Source organism: Kitasatospora sp. P5_F3 (assembly GCF_054049135.1).
In genome coordinates this window covers 26,098-44,241 of record NZ_JBFUMY010000041.1, presented here as the reverse complement: position 1 = coordinate 44,241, position 18,144 = coordinate 26,098, and the positions used below count along the sequence as shown (strand labels likewise).

General features: G+C 72.2%; 17 protein-coding genes. 11 read left to right on the top strand and 6 right to left on the bottom strand.

Annotated elements, in window-relative coordinates:
• The first annotated feature begins 3 nt into the window (after nucleotides 1-3).
• The 4 genes from ACXJMZ_RS23955 (at nucleotide 4) to ACXJMZ_RS23940 (ending at nucleotide 4,588) form a co-directional block, all read left to right on the top strand.
• Nucleotides 4-627 (top strand): DUF5819 family protein, encoded by a 624-nt coding sequence (locus ACXJMZ_RS23955; protein WP_457032109.1) that lies wholly within the window; start codon nucleotides 4-6, stop codon nucleotides 625-627.
• Nucleotides 624-1,841, top strand: coding sequence for an HTTM domain-containing protein (locus ACXJMZ_RS23950; protein WP_457032108.1), 1,218 nt, complete (start codon nucleotides 624-626; stop codon nucleotides 1,839-1,841). Before ACXJMZ_RS23955 ends, ACXJMZ_RS23950 begins: the two co-directional genes overlap by 4 nt.
• 75 nt (nucleotides 1,842-1,916) lie before the next feature.
• Nucleotides 1,917-3,923 (top strand): FUSC family protein, encoded by a 2,007-nt coding sequence (locus ACXJMZ_RS23945; protein WP_457032107.1) that lies wholly within the window; start codon nucleotides 1,917-1,919, stop codon nucleotides 3,921-3,923.
• Complete coding sequence (locus ACXJMZ_RS23940; RefSeq protein ID WP_457032106.1) at nucleotides 3,920-4,588, top strand: TrmH family RNA methyltransferase; 669 nt, start codon at nucleotides 3,920-3,922, stop codon at nucleotides 4,586-4,588. The genes ACXJMZ_RS23945 and ACXJMZ_RS23940 overlap by 4 nt, the downstream gene beginning before the upstream one ends.
• Before the next feature lie 146 nt (nucleotides 4,589-4,734).
• On the opposite strand, the gene ACXJMZ_RS23935 is transcribed toward ACXJMZ_RS23940, so the two are convergent.
• The 3 genes from ACXJMZ_RS23935 to ACXJMZ_RS23925 all read right to left on the bottom strand — a co-directional run bounded on the left by ACXJMZ_RS23935 (nucleotide 4,735) and on the right by ACXJMZ_RS23925 (nucleotide 7,435).
• Nucleotides 4,735-5,997: a peptidoglycan-binding protein gene (locus ACXJMZ_RS23935; RefSeq protein ID WP_457032105.1), complete on the bottom strand. Its 1,263-nt coding sequence runs from the start codon at nucleotides 5,995-5,997 to the stop codon at nucleotides 4,735-4,737.
• Between the two features lie 89 nt (nucleotides 5,998-6,086).
• Nucleotides 6,087-6,968: a pyridoxamine 5'-phosphate oxidase family protein gene (locus tag ACXJMZ_RS23930; protein WP_457032104.1), complete on the bottom strand. Its 882-nt coding sequence runs from the start codon at nucleotides 6,966-6,968 to the stop codon at nucleotides 6,087-6,089.
• Nucleotides 6,969-6,997: 29 nt separating this feature from the next.
• A complete protein-coding gene (locus tag ACXJMZ_RS23925; protein WP_457032103.1) occupies nucleotides 6,998-7,435 on the bottom strand; it encodes a VOC family protein in 438 nt (145 codons plus the stop codon).
• Nucleotides 7,436-7,545: 110 nt separating this feature from the next.
• Between ACXJMZ_RS23925 and ACXJMZ_RS23920 the strand changes: the two genes are divergently transcribed.
• Entirely contained in the window at nucleotides 7,546-8,091 is a 546-nt protein-coding gene (locus ACXJMZ_RS23920; protein WP_457032102.1) for a CGNR zinc finger domain-containing protein, read from the top strand.
• Between the two features lie 164 nt (nucleotides 8,092-8,255).
• Here ACXJMZ_RS23920 and ACXJMZ_RS23915 read toward each other — a convergent pair whose 3' ends face one another.
• Nucleotides 8,256-9,728, bottom strand: coding sequence for an FAD-dependent oxidoreductase (locus ACXJMZ_RS23915; protein ID WP_457032101.1), 1,473 nt, complete (start codon nucleotides 9,726-9,728; stop codon nucleotides 8,256-8,258).
• A gap of 114 nt (nucleotides 9,729-9,842) precedes the next feature.
• Between ACXJMZ_RS23915 and ACXJMZ_RS23910 the strand changes: the two genes are divergently transcribed.
• Complete coding sequence (locus ACXJMZ_RS23910) at nucleotides 9,843-10,934, top strand: glycosyltransferase (RefSeq protein WP_457032100.1); 1,092 nt, start codon at nucleotides 9,843-9,845, stop codon at nucleotides 10,932-10,934.
• Here the strand turns inward: ACXJMZ_RS23910 and paaN are convergent.
• Nucleotides 10,931-12,631, bottom strand: a complete 1,701-nt coding sequence (paaN, locus tag ACXJMZ_RS23905) for a phenylacetic acid degradation protein PaaN (protein WP_457032099.1) — start codon at nucleotides 12,629-12,631, stop codon at nucleotides 10,931-10,933. The two genes, ACXJMZ_RS23910 and paaN, sit on opposite strands and share 4 nt — an antisense overlap.
• A 122-nt stretch (nucleotides 12,632-12,753) precedes the next feature.
• Here paaN and ACXJMZ_RS23900 point away from each other — a divergent pair, with 122 nt between their 5' ends.
• Both ACXJMZ_RS23900 and ACXJMZ_RS23895 read left to right on the top strand, forming a co-directional pair.
• Nucleotides 12,754-13,335 carry a TetR/AcrR family transcriptional regulator gene (locus tag ACXJMZ_RS23900; RefSeq protein WP_057228670.1) on the top strand — a complete coding sequence of 194 codons (582 nt, stop codon included), beginning with the start codon at nucleotides 12,754-12,756 and terminating at the stop codon, nucleotides 13,333-13,335.
• A gap of 25 nt (nucleotides 13,336-13,360) precedes the next feature.
• Nucleotides 13,361-13,903, top strand: coding sequence for a DinB family protein (locus tag ACXJMZ_RS23895; RefSeq protein WP_457032098.1), 543 nt, complete (start codon nucleotides 13,361-13,363; stop codon nucleotides 13,901-13,903).
• A gap of 21 nt (nucleotides 13,904-13,924) precedes the next feature.
• On the opposite strand, the gene ACXJMZ_RS23890 is transcribed toward ACXJMZ_RS23895, so the two are convergent.
• Nucleotides 13,925-14,413 carry an Lrp/AsnC family transcriptional regulator gene (locus ACXJMZ_RS23890; protein WP_457032097.1) on the bottom strand — a complete coding sequence of 163 codons (489 nt, stop codon included), beginning with the start codon at nucleotides 14,411-14,413 and terminating at the stop codon, nucleotides 13,925-13,927.
• A gap of 188 nt (nucleotides 14,414-14,601) precedes the next feature.
• Here ACXJMZ_RS23890 and pdhA point away from each other — a divergent pair, with 188 nt between their 5' ends.
• From pdhA to ACXJMZ_RS23875, 3 genes are read left to right on the top strand one after another with little or no spacing between them, the layout of a single operon-like run.
• Nucleotides 14,602-15,741: a pyruvate dehydrogenase (acetyl-transferring) E1 component subunit alpha gene (gene pdhA / locus ACXJMZ_RS23885; protein ID WP_457032096.1), complete on the top strand. Its 1,140-nt coding sequence runs from the start codon at nucleotides 14,602-14,604 to the stop codon at nucleotides 15,739-15,741.
• Nucleotides 15,738-16,727, top strand: coding sequence for an alpha-ketoacid dehydrogenase subunit beta (locus ACXJMZ_RS23880; RefSeq protein WP_457032095.1), 990 nt, complete (start codon nucleotides 15,738-15,740; stop codon nucleotides 16,725-16,727). Before pdhA ends, ACXJMZ_RS23880 begins: the two co-directional genes overlap by 4 nt.
• 5 nt (nucleotides 16,728-16,732) lie before the next feature.
• Nucleotides 16,733-17,983: a dihydrolipoamide acetyltransferase family protein gene (locus ACXJMZ_RS23875; protein WP_457032127.1), complete on the top strand. Its 1,251-nt coding sequence runs from the start codon at nucleotides 16,733-16,735 to the stop codon at nucleotides 17,981-17,983.
• The last annotated feature ends 161 nt before the right edge of the window (nucleotides 17,984-18,144 follow it).

Genomic DNA, 18,144 nt, shown 5'->3' with positions numbered 1-18,144 from the left:
GCCGTGCGTACCTGGTCCACCCCGGCGCTGGTGGTGCTCTGTGCCACCGGGGCGGTGTTGCTCGGCGGCACCGCCCTGTTCCTGGCCGCGCTGTTCCTGCACTCGGCTCCGTCCAACGCGCTGTCCCAGCAGTACCGCACCGAGCTGGACGCGGTGATCTACCCGGAGTTCGAGCAGAACTGGCGGCTGTTCGCGCCCAACCCGCTGCAGCAGAACGTGACGGTGGACGCCCGGCTGCAGACCATCGCCGCCGACGGCACGGTCAGCACCCAGGAGTGGGCCGGGCTGACGGCGGGTGACATCGCGGCGGTCCGGGGCAACCCGGCGCCCAGCCACGTGGACCAGAACCTGCTGCGCCGGGCCTGGGACTTCTACGACGCCACCCACCCGGCACAGGGGAACACCGGCCCCCGGGCCGGTCTGGCCGAGCAGTACCTGAAGCGGATCGCGCTCCAGCGGCTCGGCCCGGCCGCCGGGGGAGTGCGGCTGTTCCAGGTCCAACTACGGGTCGGCACGGCCGAGTTGGCCCCGCCCGAGTGGAGCCGGGAGCAGGTGGACACCGCGCCGAAGTACCGCGAGCTGCCCTGGTGGCCGGTGGCCGAGGCCGACCTCCGGGGGCTGTGGTGAGCACCCCGCCGCAGGATGCCCCGCAACAGGACGCCCCGCAGCAGGACACTTCGCAACAGGACGTCGAGCAGCCGAGCACCGAGCAGCAGACGGAGCGTCACCTGCTGGGCGCCGTCCCCCGGCAGCGCGGCCGAGCAGGCCGGCTCGACCTCAGGGCCCGCCACACGGGCAGGCTGCGGGCCGCCTTCGCCACCTTCACCGGCCGCCCGCTCGCCCCGTACCAGGCGGCGGTGGCCCGGATCGGCTTCGGTCTTGCCTGGGTGGGCTACCTGATCCGGGAGTGGCCCAACCGCCGGGTGCTGTACGGCGACCGCTCGCCCTGGTCGGCGGAGCTGGCCGACCGGCTGCTGGCGGAGAACCACGCCTTCACCGTGCTGCCCTGGTTCCAGGGGCGGCTCTGGTTCGAACTGGTCTACCACCTGGCGATCCTGGCCGCCGTGCTGTTCACGCTCGGCTGGCGGACCAGGGCCAGCGGCGCGGTCTTCCTGGTCACCGTGCTCTCGCTGCAGAACCGGAACGTCTTCGTCGGCGACGGCGGCGACAACGTGATCCACCTGATGGCGGTCTACCTGGTGCTCACCCGGTGCGCCCGGGTCTGGTCGCTGGACGCCAGGCGCGGCCGGGACGGCGGGGCGGTCTGGCTCTGGCTGCTGCTCGGCGCTGTGCTGGCAGCCGGTCCGCCGTCCTGGCCGTGGCTGCTCTGGCTGGCGGCCGCACTCTGGTGGTCCGTCAACCGGTGGCGCCCGGACGGCGAGCCGCGCGCGGTGCTGGACGCGCTGGCCACCATGCTGCACAACTGCGCGATGCTGGTGATCGCGGTCCAGGTGGTGCTGGTCTACGCCACGGCCGGCTGGTACAAGGTGCAGGGCTCCCGCTGGCAGGACGGCACCGCGCTGCACTATCCGCTGCACCTGGACTACTTCACACCCTGGCCCTGGCTCTCCGGGCTGGTCGGCTCCAGCCTGCTGCTGGTGTTCCTGTTCAGCTACGGCACGGTGATCATCCAGGTCGCCTTCCCGTTCACGCTGTTCAACCGGCGGCTGAAGAACGTCCTGCTGGCCCTGATGATCACCGAGCACCTGGCGATCGCGGTCCTGCTCGGCCTGCCGTTCTTCTCACTGGCGATGATCGCGGCGGACGCGGTCTTCCTGCCGACCGCCGCCCTGCTGTGGATCGAGCACCGGGTACGGGGTTCCAAGGACCTGACCGTCTAGGCTGTGCGGTATGTCCTGGTTCACGGCCCTGCGTGACAGCGTGCGGCCGGTCCTGGACCGGCCACCTCCGCCGCGATGGGCGCCTTCATCGCGGGCACCGCGACCTTCCAGCGCAGCTTCCGTCCGCGCGCCTCGCTGGCCCTCGCAGCGGGGATCGGACTGGGTGTCAGCACCTTCTGCGGCTACCTCGCGGTCGGCATCCCCGGCGCCTTCCCGGTGCTGCTCGCGGTCTGGGCCTTCGCCGCCGGGCTGGCCTGGTCGACCGGCCCGACCGGCGGCGTGGTCGCCAGCACCACCGTCTCGGTGATGCTGGTGGTGGTCCAACTGCCCGTCAGTGTGCCCACCGCGCTGGGGCACGGACTGCTCTGCGCGCTCGGCGGCGGCACCCAGGCGCTGGTGGTGATGCTCTGGCCGATCGAGAGCTGGCGGGCCCAGCGGGACGCCCTCGCCGACACCTACGCGGAACTCGCCGACTACGCCCGCCGCCTGCGCCAGGACCCGGTCGCGCACGTCGACCCGGCCCCGTTCATCCTGGCCAGGCAGGCCGCCGCGCTGACCCCCTGGCAGGCCAAGCACCGCCCGGTCGAACTCAAGGGGCTGCGTGGCATCGCCGAACGCGTCCGCCCCACCCTGGCCGCGCTCGCCGACCCCAAGGTCGGCGCCCCCGTCGAGGGCCCCGAACGGGACCGGGCCCGGGAGCTGCTGGCCGCCGCCGCGGAGGCGATGGACGCGCTGGCCCGGGCGATCCGTACCGGGGACCCGCTCCGGCTGCCCAAGTCCACCCCCGCGCTCACCATGGTCGGCCGGGAACGCCGGGAGGAGCGCCGGGACGGACGTCGGGACGAGCGCCGGGACACCGAGGACGGACGCAGCGTGCTCACCGGTGCCGCCCGCCGCTCCGCCCGGCGGCTCACCAGCCTGATCCGCAAGGCCGTCGACACCCTGGACAAGCAGGACCAGGACACCGTCAGCAGCCCGGTGGTCGGTCCTGGACTGCGCCGGCCCTCGCTGTTCCGGCTGCTGCCGGTCGTCGCCCTGGCCGTCCGCCGCCAGCTCCAGCCGCGCTCGGCGGTCTTCCAGCACGCCGTCCGGCTCTCCTGCGTGGTCACCATCGCCTACCTGGCCGCCAAACTGCTTCACCTGCACCACGGCTACTGGGCCCCGCTGACCGCCGCCATGGTGATGCGGCCCGACTTCGCCCAGACCTACAGCCGGGGCGTGGCCCGGCTGGCCGGCACCGTGGTCGGCGTCGCGGTCAGCACCGCCGTGGTCCAGCTCTTCGACCCCGGCCAGTGGCTCTCCGCCGCACTCGCCGTGGTCTTCATCGGCGGCGCCTTTCTCACCCTCCGTACGGGCTACGCGGTGATGACCGCCTGCGTCTCCAGCTACGTGGTCTTCCTGCTCGGCCTGCAGCCGGGCAACCCGCTGCAGACCGCCGCCGAACGGATCACCCTGACCCTGCTCGGCGGCTCCATCGCCCTACTCGCCTACGCCCTCTTCCCCACCTGGCAGACCGCCCGCCTGGCCGAGCGGCTGGCCGAGTGGTTGGCCGCCGCCGGACGGTACGCCGCTGCGGTGCTGGTGGTCTTCGGCGACCCGGCCGGAGCGGACCACCGGGACGTGCGGACCGCCCTGCTGGACTCCAGGGAGGCCCGCTCCGAGCTGCTCCAGGCGATCGAACGGGCCGACGCGGAGCCGGTCCGGCACGACTCCCACCTGCCCGAACTGTCCCGCAAGCAGATCGACCGGGCCCGCGCCGCGATCGGACTGCTCGGCCGCAGCGCCGTCCTGATGGAGGCTCACCTGCCCGCCGAGGACGCCGACCCGGTGCCCGGCGCGACGGAGTTCGCCGAGGAGCTGCGGGACGCCACCGCGATCGCCGCGGCCGCCCTGCTGGTCGGTGACCCGGTCGACCTGACCGGCCTGCGGGCCGCCCACCGGCAGTGGGACGACCGGCTCGCCGCCCTGCCCGCCACCGACCGGGTCGAGGTGGCCGGCGCGGGTTCCCGGCTGCTGCTCTCCGCCCTGACCGACCTCGAGAAGGTCACCCGCGCCAAGCGCCCCGTACCCTCGGGGGCGTGAGCAGCAGCATCGGTACCCCGCACGCGGGCGAACAGTACGACGACGCCTTCGCCCCCTCCGGCACCGACGACCGTGAGATCGGCGTCGGCCCGCACCCCGAACCCTGGCCGGCCGGTCCGCAGTACGACCCCGAGCTGCTCGCCCACGGGGACCGACGCAACGTCACCGACCAGTACCGCTACTGGACCCGGGAGGCGATCGTCGCCGACCTGGACACCCGGCGGCACGGCTTCCACGTCGCGGTGGAGAACTGGCAGCACGACTTCAACATCGGCTCGGTGGTCCGCACCGCCAACGCCTTCCTCACCGCCGAGGTGCACATCGTCGGCCGCCGCCGCTGGAATCGGCGCGGCGCCATGGTCACCGATCGGTACCAGCACGTCCGCCACCACGACTCGGTCGCCACCCTGGCCGCCTTCGCGGCCGCCCACGACCTCCCGATCATCGGCATCGACAATCTCCCGGGCGCCGTCCCGATCGAGACCTTCCCGCTGCCCGCCCGCTGCATCCTGCTCTTCGGTCAGGAGGGCCCGGGCCTCACCGAGGAAGCCTGGGCCCACGCCACCGCCGTCTGCTCCATCGCCCAGTACGGCTCCACCCGCTCCATCAACGCGGGGGCGGCCGCCGCGATCGCCATGCACAGCTGGATCCGCACGCACGGCTGAGGCATCGGCCACCAGGGGCTCGGGGAACTGCGACGCCGACCTCGAAACAGGTGATCCGTACGTAGGTGGTCAGGCACTTTCGTACGTGACCCCGGCGCCAGATCTCCTCGCAGTTCCCCGAGCCCATGGGCCGTAGACGGTTGAGCTCAGCTGAAAAGCAGCCGCCAGGTGTGCGGCCCCGGAAGGCCGTCCGCTTCGCTGCCGGTCCAGCCCTGGGCGGTCTGGAAGTCGGCGACGTTGCGCCGGTCGCTCTCGGACCAGGCCGGTCCGGGACCCTCGGTGTAGTGGCGGGCGAAGCCCTTCTTCACCAGCTGCTCGCCCAGCAGCCTGATGGAGTCGTTCGACTGCCCGGGCCCGAAGCTGTCGGCGCCGGGATAGGCCGGCGCCCCACCGGCCGGCGGCGGCGGGGTGACCGCGGCCGGGATGTCCTTGCCCTTGCCGTTGACCAGGTAGTCCCAGGTGTCCTTGCCCGGCAGGCCGTCGGCCTCGGCCCCGCGCCACCCCTGCGCCAGCTGGAACGCCTCGGTCGCCCGCCGGTCCGGCTCGCCCCAGCTCGGGTCCGGACCCTCGCCGTAGAACCGCCCGGCGCCGCGCTTCACCAGCATCTCGCCGAGCTGCTGCACGTACCGGTTGGACTGGCCGGGCCCGAACTTGTCCGCCCCGGGGTAGCCCTCCGCCACGGGACCGTCCAGGCCCCGGAAGCGGTAGGCGACATAGGAGGCGGAGTTGCTCCAGTACGCGTACGGCGTGGCCCGTTTGCGGGTGCCGGGCCTGGTCTGCTCGTACGCCAGGTACTGGGTCTGCGCCGCGTTGGTCCAGCCGCCGAATATGACGGTGTGTGAGCCCGCCCCGGGGTTGGCCGGGTTGTTGTAGATCAGTGCGTCGCCGGGCTGGAGCTCGGTGCGGCCGATCCGGGTGGCGAAGTCCGGCAGCGTCCAGGTGGTCTGACTGCTGCCCAGGCCCCAGGCCATCGAGACGAAGCCGGAGCAGTCCTGCCGGTAGCCGTCGGACCAGTAGCTGCTCATGCTGTACGGCACCTGCTGGTCCACCCAGCGCTGGGCCCGGGCCAGGATCTCGGTGCGGGTGGTGGCGGCGCCGACGGAGCGCAGTCGGGGCGCCAGTTCGGCCTGCCGTCCGAACAGCGGGCTGACGGTGCCCTGCGGGGTGGAGCCCGCGGCGCTGCCGCTGGGCTGCGGGGCGGGCGTGGCGCCGGCTGCTCCGGCGGCCGCACTGCCGCCGAGGACGGTGCCGACCGCGGCGACCAGGACCGCCGCCCTCCGTGCGCCCCGGGCCGAACGGTGGCCGCCGTCGGCCGGACCGGCCCCGTGCATCCGGGCCAGCCGTCGGGCCGAGCAGCCCGCACAGGCGCAGCTCCGGTCCGGTTCTATCTCGGTGAACTCGATCAGCACGTCTGACCCTGCCTCTCCTCGGGTGTGCCGGAGGAGATGTGTTCCACCGTGAGCTGTCGGTGTATCAGGAGAAAGGTCACAAATAGGATTTATGCCCGAGCAATCGGCGGATTGGCGGGGGAGTACTCGGGCTCGCTCCAGGTGAGCGGACTGGCGTGGGCCAGCTCGACCACCCGCTCGACGGTGAACCACACCGTGCGGTCGGCGTCCGGCTCGGCCCGGCCGGAGACCAGCAGGGCGCCGCCGGTCTCCCAGTCGGGCAGCAGCAGCCCGGCGGCGGGGTTCAGCTCCAGATTCCCCAGGGTCATGAACATGTTGTTGCCCGGGTAGTCGGGCCAGCTCAGCAGCTCGGGGCCGTGTACGGAGAGGAAGCCCGGGTGCCCGCCCCGGTGCGAGGCGTCCACCCGGCCGTCCGGTCCGGCCGTGGCGACGAAGAAGGTGTCGGTGGTGGTCGCCGCGAGCTGCTGGACGGTACTGAGCCGGGATCCCGAGCCGAGCAGCTCGGGGGTGGACGGAGTGTCCAGCGGGTGCCGGCGCTGGATGTACTTCGGGCAGTTGGCGTACACCTGCTCGGCGGTGATCAGCAGCCTGCCCCGGCCGTCCGGGACGGAGCGGCCGTTCAGCCGCATCCGCCGTCGGCCCGCCGGATCCAGCGCGATGGTGCCGACCTCGGCCGGGGTCTCCAGCACTGCCGCCAGCGGGTCACCGGGCACCGGGCGGGCCGCCACCGCGAGCGTGCTTTCGCCGCTGTCGGCCGCCAGGAACCCGGCGGGCCCGCTGAGCATGCTCGCCCAGACCCGCCCCTCGGAGTCGGTGGCACCGACCACCAGCGTCCGACGGTCACTCAGGAACCGGGCGGCCACGGCCGGGATGACCGCACCGATGCCCCGGCCGACGTGCGCCGCTCGGTCCCGCACCCCGGCCCGCTCCTGGACCGCCCGCTCGCCCGGGTGGAAGGTCTCGACAGTCATCGTGGTCCGCCTCCAGATCGCAGGTGGGTTTAGAAGAATCCGCAGGTCGGAGCAGCCGCGACCGGAGCGGGAGTGCCCTCGAGACCGGCCGGGGCGTAGATCTCCAGCCGGATGCCGTCGGGGTCGGTGAAGAAGATCCCCCCGGAGCTCGCGCCTTCGCCGTGCGGGACGACGCCGTCGTAGGCGAACTCGGCGCCGAGCTCGCGCAGCCGCGCCTCGGCGGCGCGTACCTCGTCCAGCGACTCGACCTGGAAGGAGAGGTGGTGTAGGCCGGCGGTGCCGGTGTCGAAACGTTCCTTGCTCTGCTGCCAGAGCGTCAGCAGCAGCTTGCCGTCCAGTGCCAGGAAGGCGAAGCGACGGTCCGCCTCGGTGCCCTCACCGGCCAGCTCCAGGCCGAACACCTCCCGGTAGAAGGCGATGGAACGGGTGACATCGGTGACGTTGAGTCCGACGTGGCCAGTCTGCATGACAGCTCCCGAAGTGAAATGGCTAACCTGTACTAGCGACTGTAGAGGTTAGAGATTCGGGGCGTCAACCATTACTGGATGGAGAACTGGTTAGAAGTAGACTCGGCGTCATGGCAGACCCCCGTGACCCGCGCCCCCTGCTCGGCGAGCCGCTCTCGCTCGACCTGCTGAACACGCGCTGGAACAGCGGCGGTGTCCAGGACCTGCTGGCCAGGCCGGACGGCTACGGGATCTGGCTCTCCTCGGCCGGCCTCGCCGACCGCTGCCCCGCAGATGCAGCCGGCCTGGCCGCCGCCCAGACCACCCGGGACGCTCTGGCCGGCCTGGTCCGCGCCGCCGAGGAGCAGCGCGAACCCGAACTGGACGCCCTGAACCAGGTCCTGGCCCACGGCCGGCTCCGCCACACCCTCACCCCGGCGGGCCCCACCGAAACCGTCGAGGTCGACTCCCCCGAGTGGCTGGCCGCCTGGCTCGCCGCCGACGACTACCTGTCCCTACTCCGACAGGGCGCGCACCGCATCAAGGCCTGCGCGCACGAGAACTGCATCCTGCACTTCTTCGACACCTCGCAGAACGGCCGCCGCCGCTGGTGCTCGATGGCCATCTGCGGCAACCGCGCCAAGGCCTCCCGCCACTACGAGAAGACCTCGCACTGAGGCACGCTGCGCTCACACATCAGCCATCAGGGGCTCGGGGAACTGCGACGCCCACCTCCGGAGCGTTCAACGTACGTATCGGGGCAGGCACTTTCGCAGTGACCCGCATGCCAGATCTCCTCGCAGTTCCCCGAGCCCCTGGATAGTGCAACCAGGCGCCCTGCCTAAAGCTCGGCCCCGAGCAGTCGGACCAGCGCCGCCCGGATCTCCGCCCGGCTCGGATCGACACCCGCCCAGGCGGCGTGCCCGTCCGGACGGACCAGCAGCACCGTGTCGCGCAGCTTCCCGTGCGGCGAGGCCGGTGCGGCGGTGACCAGCCGGTCGGCCCAGGGTTCGACCACCGGCTGCTGGTCGTCGTTGGAGACCAGCACGGCCCGCCCGCGCCGGAGCGCCTCGTACAGCCGGGACGGTGCACCGGGCTCGTCCACGGCGAGCCGCAGGTCGGGAATCCGGCGGCCGACCAGGTGGTGGGCGTCCTTCGGGGCGGGGTACTGGACGGCGATCCCGGAGACCTGACGGGCGCCCAACTCGCCCAGCGGGCCGAGCAGGTTGGCCGCCGAGACCAGGGTGGAACGCAGCAGCCTGGTCGGTACCGAGTTGGCCAGCGCCAGCCGGACCAGTGCGCCCGAGCTGCGGACGGCGGCCCGCCCGACCGGGTGACGCTCCGTCTGGTAGGTGTCCAGCAGCGCGTCGGGGGCCCATCCGCGTACTGCGCCGACCAGCTTCCAGCTCAGGTTGGCGGCATCCTGCAGCCCGGTGTTCATGCCCTGGCCGCCCGCCGGGGAGTGGCAGTGCGCGGCGTCCCCGGCCAGGAAGACCCGTCCGGAACGGTAGTTGGGCACCTGGCGCTCGTCGCTGTGGAACCGCGACACCCAGCGGGCGTCGTGCAGCCCGTGGTCGACCCCGAAGGCGTCCTGGGTGATCCGGCTGATCTCACCGAGCTCCACCGGTGCGCCGTCCGGGAGTTGGCGGTTCCGGTCCCAGGCGATCACCCGGTACCAGCCGTCGCCGAACGGCACCAGGAAGGCGAAGCCGTTCTCCCCGGCGGCGACCGTGAGCGTCTCGGTGGGCGGGTGCTCCAGCCGGACGTCGGCCAGCAGTACCGAACTCACCACGGACTCCCCGGGGTACGGAATCCCCAGCAGGTCGCGCACCGAGCTGCGCACGCCGTCCGCGCCGACCGCGTAGCCGGCCCGGTAGCTCTCACCGCTCCTGGTCTCCAGCTCGACGCCCGCGGCGTCCTGCCGCAGCCCGGTCACCTCGGCGCCCCGGACCAGCACCGCCCCGGCCTTCACGGCCCGCTCCTGGAGCAGCCGTTCGACGTTGTACTGCGGGGTGATCAGCACGAACGGAAACCGGCTGGGCAGCTTGCCCAGCTCCACCTTGAGGCTCCCGAACAGCCGCAGGTCTGCCAGCGGCGTCCCGGTGGCGATCAGCTCGTCGGCCAGCCCCCGGGCGTCCAGCTGCTCCAGGGTCCGGGCGTGTACGGCGAAGGCCCGGGTCAGATTGGACTCGGTGCCGCGCTTCTCCAGCACGGTCACCCGCAGTCCGGCGGTGGCCAGGTCACCGGCCAGCAGGAGCCCGGTCGGGCCCGCGCCGACGATCACCACATCGGAGGCCAGCTGATTGTCGGACATGCCATCTCCCGTTGATCGGACCAGCGTTCGGCTCGGCTCAGCACCTGAGCCTTCTAAGCTCCCTCTCAGCCTTCCATCATCGCGGGCCCATCAGACACTGTGAATCTCACTGGCATGACAGAGCTCGCACCCCGGGGCACGACCGTGGTCGGCCCGCCCCCTGCCAACGAACGTCCGACCAGGACGAAACTCGTCGAGGTGGTCGTCCCGGTCTACAACGAGGAGCACACGGTCGAGCGGTGTGTCCGCCGACTGCATGCCTACCTGGGAGAGACCTTCCCCTATCCGTACCGGATCACCATCGCGGACAACGCGAGTATCGACGGCACCTGGGCGGTGGCCACCGCGCTGGCCGCCGAGATCCCCCAGGTCGAGGCGGTCCACCTGGACCTCAAGGGCCGTGGCCGGGCGCTGCGTCAGGTCTGGGGCGACAGCGACGCCGACGTGGTGGCGTACATGGACGTCGACCTCTCCACCGGCCTGGAGGCCTTCCTGCCACTGGTCGCCCCGCTGCTCTCCGGCCACAGCGACCTGGCCATCGGCAGCCGCCTGCACCGGGGTTCGGCGGTGGTCCGGGGAGCAAAGCGGGAGTTCATCTCGCGCGGGTACAACGTGCTGCTGCGGGCCACCATGGCGGCCAAGTTCTCGGACGCCCAGTGCGGGTTCAAGGCGGCCAGGACCGAGGTGGTGCAGCAGCTGCTCGGCTCGGTCGAGGACAACGCCTGGTTCTTCGACACCGAACTGCTGCTGCTGGCCGAACGCACCGGTCTGCGGATCCACGAGGTCCCGGTCGACTGGGTGGACGACCCCGACAGCCGGGTCGACATCGTCCGCACCGTCCTGGACGACCTCAAGGGCATGACCCGGGTGGCCCGCCGCACCATGACCGGCGCGGGCCGGGTCGACCACCTGCCGACCCGGGTGCAGCAGGCCCAGCTCCCGCCCGGCCTCGGCTGGCAGCTCGCCAGCTTCGCCGTGGTCGGCACCCTGAGCACGCTGGCCTTCATGCTGCTGTTCCTGGCCACCCGTCAACTGGCGCCCGCCTTCTGGGCGAACGCCTTCGCCCTGGCCGTCACCGCCGTGGCAAACACGGCCGCCAACCGCCGCTTCACCTTCGGCGTGACCGGCGCCCGGGACGCCCTGAAGCACCAGATCGAGGGCGGTATCGCCTTCCTGATCGGCCTCCCCGGGCCCCGGTGCGACTAGCTGTGCCGGCGGACCTCGACCGTACGGAACCGGCTCGCCACGAACGCCCCGTCACAGTAGGCCGCGTTGGCCGCCGGGTTGGCCCCGGTGCCGTGCAGGTCGGAGAAGGCCGCCGTCTGGTTGGCGTACACCCCACCCGTGAGGTTGAGCGAGAGCGAGACCCCGGCGTCCAGGCAGGCGGCCACCAGCGCGGCCTCCACCGCCTCGTCGACGGTGTACCCGGCAGCGGTCATCGCCCCCTGCTCGCGGACCGTCCGACCCAGCAACTCCACGGCTGCCTCGGCGGATTCGACCGCGACCACGAACGAGACCGGACCGAAGCACTCGCCGAGGAACGCCGCCCGGTCGTCCGGCTTGTCCGCGTCCACCTTCACCAGCGCGGGCGTCCGCACGGTCGCCGCCGGGAACTCCGGCGAGGTCACCACCCGTGGCGCCAGCGCCAGTTCGCCGTACTCGCCACCGGCGGCCCGGACCGTCCGGCCGAGCACCCCGGGGTTGACCACGGCGCCGAGGATGGCGGCGGCCCGGGCGTCGTCGGAGAGCAGGCCCTCGATCGCGGCGGCCAGGTCGGCCACCACCTCGTCGTACGACTTGCCGCCCTCGTCGGTGCGGACACCGGTGCGGGGGATCAGCAGGTTCTGCGGGGTGGTGCACATCTGGCCGCTGTAGAGCGACAGCGAGAAGGCCAGGTTGGCCAGCATGCCCCGGTAGTTGTCGGTGGAGTCGATCACCACCGAGTTGACCCCGGCCTTCTCGGTGTAGACCTGCGCCTGCTTGGCGTTGGTCTCCAGCCAGTCGCCGAACTGGGTGGAGCCGGTGTAGTCGATCAGCTTCACCTCGGGCCGCACGGCCAGCGTCTGCGCGATGGTGGAGCCCTCGTGCTCGGCGGCCAGGCAGACCAGGTTGGGGTCGAAGCCGGCCTCGGCCAGCACCTCGCGGGCCACCTTGACGGTGAGCGCCAGCGGCAGGGTGGCCCGGGGGTGCGGCTTGACCAGCACCGGGTTTCCGGTGGCCAGCGAGGCGAACAGGCCGGGGTAGCCGTTCCAGGTCGGGAAGGTGTTGCAGCCGATCAGCAGCGCCACGCCGAGCGGCACCGGGACGAACTCCTTGACCATGGTCAGCGGGTCCCGCTTGCCCTGCGGCTTGGTCCAGCTCGCCCGCTCGGGCAGCCGGGTCTGCTCGATGAAGGCGTACGTGACCGCCTCCAGGCCACGGTCCTGCGCGTGCGGGCCACCGGCCTGGAAGGCCATCCCGTACGCCTGGCCCGTGGTGTGCATCACCGCGTGCGCGAACTCGTGCGAGCGGGCGTTGATCCGGGCCAGGATCTCCAGGCAGACCGCCGCGCGGACGGTCGGTCCTGCCGCTGCCCAGCCGGGGCGGGACAGTTCGAGCGCGCCGATCAGCGCCTCGACGTCCGCGTGCGGGTAGCTGACGCCGAGTTCGATGCCGTACGGCGAGGACTCGCCGCTGACCAGCTCGCCGTCGGCCGGCTGGCCGTCCAGCGCGAACACGCTGCCGAGCAGCGCGTCGAAGGCGGCCTGGCCGTCGGCCTGGCCGGTCTCGCCGTACGCCTTCGGGAACTCCGGGTACGGCGACCAGTAGTCCCGTGCCGTGGTGGCCTCCACCGCGCGGGTGAGGGTGGGCTGGTGACGCTCGATCAGCTCGGCGACGACGGGGTGGCTGGCCGCTGCGGTCATGACGCGCTCCTTTTGGGGCGGACTGGTCACCCCTCAGCGTAACCGAACGATCGGTCGGGTCAATGGGGCAGTTTGTGGGACCGGTGGCGTACGGGCCGGGGACGACGGCCATACTCGTTCACATGGCCGAGAACTCCACCCGTACCGCCTACACCGTCGACTCGCTGCTCGCCGTCACGGTCGGGGTCTTCAACGAGCGCGGATACGACGGCACCTCGATGGAGGACCTCTCGCGGGCGGCCGGGATCTCCAAGTCCTCGATCTACCACCACGTGCGGGGCAAGGAGGAGCTGCTCAAGCTGGCGGTCGGCCGCGCGCTGGACGCGCTGTTCGGCATCCTGGCCGAGCCCGAGGCGCTGGACGGCCGGTCGGTGGACCGGCTGGAGCACGTGGTCCGCCGCACCACCGAGGTGCTGCTCGCCGAACTGCCCTACGTCACCCTGCTGCTCCGGGTCCGCGGCAACACCGCGACCGAGCAGTGGGCGCTGGAGCGTCGCCGGGACTTCGACCACCAGGTGGCCGAACTGCTCCGGGCCGCCGTGGCGGCGGGCGAGCTGCGCGCGGACGTCGAACCCCGGCTGGCCACCCGGCTGCTGTTCGGGATGATCAACTCGATCGTGGAGTGGTACCGGCCCGGCAGCAAGCACACCGACGGGGTCGCCGAGGCCGTGGTGCATCTGGCCTTCGACGGTCTGCGGGCCTGACAGTGCCGGCTGGCAGACTCCCGGCATGACCGAGATCCCTGCGCACTTCGCCCCACCGATGGCCGAGGACGACCGCGAGCCGCTGCCGCTCACCGGCACCGAGCGCGAGCTGCTCACCGCATTCCTGGACTGGCACCGGGAGACCCTCGTCCTCAAGTGCGCCGGTCTCTCCGACGCCGAGCTCTCCTCCCGGCCCGTCTCCTCCTCCGGCCTCAGCCTGCACGGCCTGCTCCGGCACCTGGCCGGGGTGGAGCGCTGGTGGATCCGGATGCAGTTCGCGGGGGAGGAGCTCCCGATGCTGTACTACTCCGACGAGGACCCCGACCAGGACTTCGAGCGCCTGGACGGCAGCGTGGCCGAGGCCCTCGCCGTCTGGCGCACCGAGTGCGACCACTCCCGCCGCATCGTGGCCGCCACCCCCGACCTGGACGCGACCGGCACTCACCGCGCCACCGGCAAGCCGGTCTCGCTCCGCCGCATCCTGATCCACATGCTGGCCGAGTACGCCCGCCACAACGGGCACGCGGACCTCATGCGCGAGAGCCTGGACGGCTCGACCGGCTACTGAGACGAATGGCTGAGTGCCTGCCTAAACGGGAGGCACTTGGTCGGTCTCCTCGAAGACCAGCAGCGTCTGCGTCGCGAGCACCTGCGGGATGCCCTGGATCTGGCCGAGGACCAGCTCGCGCAGGGCGTGGTTGTCCGCCGTGTGCACCAGCAGCAGCACGTCGAACTCGCCGCCCACCAGCGCGATGTGCGCCACCCCCGGCAGCGCGAGCAGCTGCTCGCGGACCGTCCGCCAGGAGTTCTGCACGATCTTGAGCGTGATGTACGCCGAGGCCCCCTGCCCGGCCCGTTCGTGATCTATCCGAGCGGTGAAGCCGCGGATGATGCCGTCCTCGACCATCCGGGCGATCCGGGCGTAGGCGTTGGCCCGGGAGACGTGCACCCGCTCGGCGACCGAGCGGATCGAGGCCCGGCCGTCCTGCTGGAGCAGCCGGAGGATCGCTCGGTCGACCCGATCCAGCCTGGACGTCTGTTCAGTGGACACGGCCCCCGACCCTCCCGAAATGGACATGCTGTCTTCAATAGACCGCCGTTCGGGCCGATTGTCCACCACCTTGGCGCAGCTGTGGCCAGATTGAACAGACAACCGAACAATCGGTAGGGAGGAGCTGCTCCGGCGACCAGCCATGTCACCCCTCGTGCACCACCGGCACCACCTGCCCCTGCCGCACCCTCCCCCACCCTCTGGAGGTGCCCGAGATGACCGTTCTCGATCATCGACACCTGGCCGCCCCCGTACCCGGCTGGCGTCCCGACGCCACCGGTCCGCGGACCGATCCCGCCCCGCTGCTCCCCGACGAGTCCCCGTACCGGGTGCTCGGCACCCCGGCCGCCGAGAAGGCGGACCCGGAACTGCTCGCCGAGCTGTACCGCCGACTGGTGGTCGGCCGCCGCTACAACCAGCAGGCCACCACGCTGACCAAGCAGGGACGGCTCGCCGTCTACCCGGCCTCGACCGGCCAGGAGGCCTGCCAGGTGGCGGCCGCGCTGGCGCTCCGTCAGGACGACTGGCTGTTCCCGAGCTACCGGGACACCCTCGCGGTGGTCTCCCGGGGCGTCGACCCCCTGGAGGCGCTGACCCTGCTGCGCGGCAACGCGCACACCGGGTACGACCCGAAGGCGACCCGGACCGCTCCGCTCTGCACCCCGCTGGCCACCCAGGCCCCGCACGCGGTCGGCCTGGCGTACGCGGCGCAGCTGCGCGGCGAGCCGACCGTGGCGCTGGCGCTGCTCGGCGACGGCGGCACCAGCGAGGGCGACTTCCACGAGGCGCTGAACTTCGCCGCCGTGCTGAACGCCCCGGTGGTCTTCCTGGTGCAGAACAACGGCTACGCGATCTCCGTCCCGCTCACCCGGCAGTCCGCCGCTCCGACGCTCGCCCACAAGGCGGTCGGCTACGGCATGCCAGGCCGGCTGGTGGACGGCAACGACGCGGTGGCCGTGCACGCGGTGCTGACCGAGGCGGTCGAGCGGGCCCGCTCCGGCGGCGGCCCGACCCTGGTCGAGGCGCTGACCTACCGGATCGAGGCGCACACCAACGCCGACGACGCGACCCGCTACCGGCAGGACGAGGAGATCGCCGCCTGGCGCGAGCACGACCCGATCCTGCTGATGGAGCGTCACCTCCGCAGCGCCGGGCAGCTGGACGACCGGCTCGTCCAGGCCGCCACCGAGGAGGCCGAGGCGCTGGCCGCCCGGATGCGCGCCGAGTTCCACACCGACCCCGAACTGGACCCGATGTCGCTCTTCGCCCACGTCTACGCCGAGCCGACCCAGCAACTGGTCGAGCAGGCAACCCAGTTGACCGCCGAGCTGGAAGCGGAGGAGCACGCCCGATGAGCACCACGGTCGAGACCCGCACGATGGCTCAGGCGCTCAACTCCGCCCTCCGGGACGCGATGCGCGCCGACGAGTCGGTGCACGTGCTGGGCGAGGACGTCGGCGCGCTCGGCGGGGTCTTCCGGATCACCGACGGCCTGACCGCCGAGTTCGGCAGCCAGCGCTGCCTGGACACCCCGCTGGCCGAGGCCGGCATCCTCGGCACCGCGGTCGGCATGGCGATGTACGGGCTGCGCCCGGTGGTGGAGATGCAGTTCGACGCCTTCGCCTACCCGGCGATGGAGCAACTCGTCTCGCACGTCGCGAAGATGCGCAACCGGACGGCCGGCAGGATGCCGCTGCCGATCACCATCCGGATCCCGTACGGCGGCGGCATCGGCGGTGTCGAGCACCACAGCGACTCCTCCGAGGCGTACTACACCCACACCCCCGGCCTGCACGTGGTCACCCCGGCCACCGTGGCCGACGCGTACGGGCTGCTGCGGGCCTCGATCGCCTCCGACGACCCGGTGGTCTTCCTGGAGCCGAAGCGGCTCTACTGGGGCAAGGACGCGCTGGACGCGACCGCGCCGGTCGAGCCGATCGGGCGCGCGGTGCTGCGGCGGCAGGGGCGGTCGGCGGTGCTGATCACCTACGGGCCCTCGCTGCCGGTCTGCCTGGAGGCGGCCGAGGCGGCCAAGGCCGAGGGCTGGGACCTGGCGGTGCTGGACCTGCGCTCGCTGGTGCCGTTCGACGAGCAGACCGCCGTCGAGGTGGTCCGTTCGCTCGGCCGCGCGGTGGTGGTGCACGAGGCGACCGGCTTCGGCGGTGCGGGCGCGGAGATCGCCGCCCGGCTGACCGAGAAGTGCTTCCACCACCTGGCCGCCCCGGTGCTCCGGGTGACCGGCTTCGACATCCCGTACCCGCCGCCGATGCTGGAGCACCACCACCTGCCCGGGGTGGACCGGATTCTCGACGCCGTGGCCCGGCTGCAGTGGGAGGACTGACGATGATGCCGGTGGTACGCGAGTTCACGCTGCCGGACCTCGGTGAGGGTCTCACCGGGGCCGAGGTGGTGCGCTGGCTGGTCGAGGTGGGCGAGGTGATCGCCGTGGACCAGCCGGTGGTGGAGGTGGAGACCGCCAAGGCGGTGGTCGAGGTGCCCTGCCCGTACGGCGGGGTGGTCACCGCGCGGTACGGCGCGGAGGGCGAGGAGGTCCCGGTCGGCGCGCCGCTGGTGACGGTCGCGGTGTCGCCCGGCGCCGAGGGCCAGGACGCGCCGGTGGAACGGCCGTTGGTCGGCTACGGCGTCGCCGAGCGGCAGCCCGGGGCCCGCCGGGCCCGGGTCGGCGCGAAGGCCGCAGCCGCCGCGCCCGCCCCCGTCATGGTGGTCGAGGCCCCGGTTCTCGAGGCCCCGGTGGTGCTGCCGGTGATCTCGCCGCTGGTGCGCCGGATGGCCCGCGAGCACGGCATCGACCTGGCGAAGGTCACCGGCAGCGGCCCGGACGGGCTGATCATGCGCCGGGACGTCGAGCAGGCACTCACCGCACCGGTGGCACCAGTGGCGCCGGCGGACGAGAACCTGGTCCCGCTGCGCGGACTGCGCCGCACCGTCGCGGAGAAGCTGACCCGCAGTCACCAGGAGATCCCCGCCGCGACCTGCTGGGTGGACGCCGACGCGACCGCCCTGATGGAGCTGCGCGCTCAGCTGAACCGGTCGGCCGGCCCCAAGGTCAGCGTGCTGGCCCTGCTGGCCCGGATCTCCACCGCCGCGCTGGCCCGCTTCCCGGAGCTGAACTCCAGCGTCACGCCCGACGGTTCGGCGATCAACCGGCACTCCGCCGTGCACCTCGGTTTCGCCGCGCAGAGCGAACGCGGCCTGGTGGTCCCGGTGATCCGGGACGCCCACCTGCTGGGAACCGAACAACTGGGCGCCGAGCTCGCAAGATTGACCGAATCCGCTCGGTCCGGTCGGCTCACCCCGGCCGAGCTGACCGGCGGCACGTTCACGCTGAACAACTACGGCGTGTTCGGCGTGGACGGCTCCACCCCGATCCTCAACCACCCCGAGGCGGCGATGCTCGGAGTCGGCCGGATCACGCCCAAGCCCTGGGTGTACCAGGGGGAGTTGGCGGTCCGCCAGGTCACCCAGCTGTCGTTCACCTTCGACCACCGGGTGTGCGACGGCGGTACGGCGGGCGGCTTCCTGCGGTTCGTCGCGGACTGTGTGGAGCAGCCCGGAGTACTGCTCCGGCAGTTGTGAGCGCGGAAGCGTAGCGCCGTGGAAGCCCGGCTGTCCGGGCTTCCACGGATTTGTCCGATGAGCTGTACGGCCGTGCCAGTCTGCTGAGCCCCAGCAACTGGTTCGACCGGAAGCGAAACGATTCTCTTGGGCACTCGTCAAATCGCGGTGAAGACAGCCTC

Coding starts and splice junctions, on each gene's coding strand:
- pdhA (WP_457032096.1), top strand. CDS start 14,602: ATGACCGTTCTCGATCATCGACACCTGGCCGCCCCCGTACCCGGCTGG.
- ACXJMZ_RS23875 (WP_457032127.1), top strand. CDS start 16,733: ATGCCGGTGGTACGCGAGTTCACGCTGCCGGACCTCGGTGAGGGTCTC.
- ACXJMZ_RS23900 (WP_057228670.1), top strand. CDS start 12,754: ATGGCCGAGAACTCCACCCGTACCGCCTACACCGTCGACTCGCTGCTC.
- paaN (WP_457032099.1), bottom strand. CDS start 12,631: ATGACCGCAGCGGCCAGCCACCCCGTCGTCGCCGAGCTGATCGAGCGT.
- ACXJMZ_RS23915 (WP_457032101.1), bottom strand. CDS start 9,728: ATGTCCGACAATCAGCTGGCCTCCGATGTGGTGATCGTCGGCGCGGGC.
- ACXJMZ_RS23945 (WP_457032107.1), top strand. CDS start 1,917: ATGGGCGCCTTCATCGCGGGCACCGCGACCTTCCAGCGCAGCTTCCGT.
- ACXJMZ_RS23895 (WP_457032098.1), top strand. CDS start 13,361: ATGACCGAGATCCCTGCGCACTTCGCCCCACCGATGGCCGAGGACGAC.
- ACXJMZ_RS23890 (WP_457032097.1), bottom strand. CDS start 14,413: ATGTCCATTTCGGGAGGGTCGGGGGCCGTGTCCACTGAACAGACGTCC.
- ACXJMZ_RS23925 (WP_457032103.1), bottom strand. CDS start 7,435: ATGCAGACTGGCCACGTCGGACTCAACGTCACCGATGTCACCCGTTCC.
- ACXJMZ_RS23880 (WP_457032095.1), top strand. CDS start 15,738: ATGAGCACCACGGTCGAGACCCGCACGATGGCTCAGGCGCTCAACTCC.
- ACXJMZ_RS23920 (WP_457032102.1), top strand. CDS start 7,546: ATGGCAGACCCCCGTGACCCGCGCCCCCTGCTCGGCGAGCCGCTCTCG.
- ACXJMZ_RS23910 (WP_457032100.1), top strand. CDS start 9,843: ATGACAGAGCTCGCACCCCGGGGCACGACCGTGGTCGGCCCGCCCCCT.
- ACXJMZ_RS23930 (WP_457032104.1), bottom strand. CDS start 6,968: ATGACTGTCGAGACCTTCCACCCGGGCGAGCGGGCGGTCCAGGAGCGG.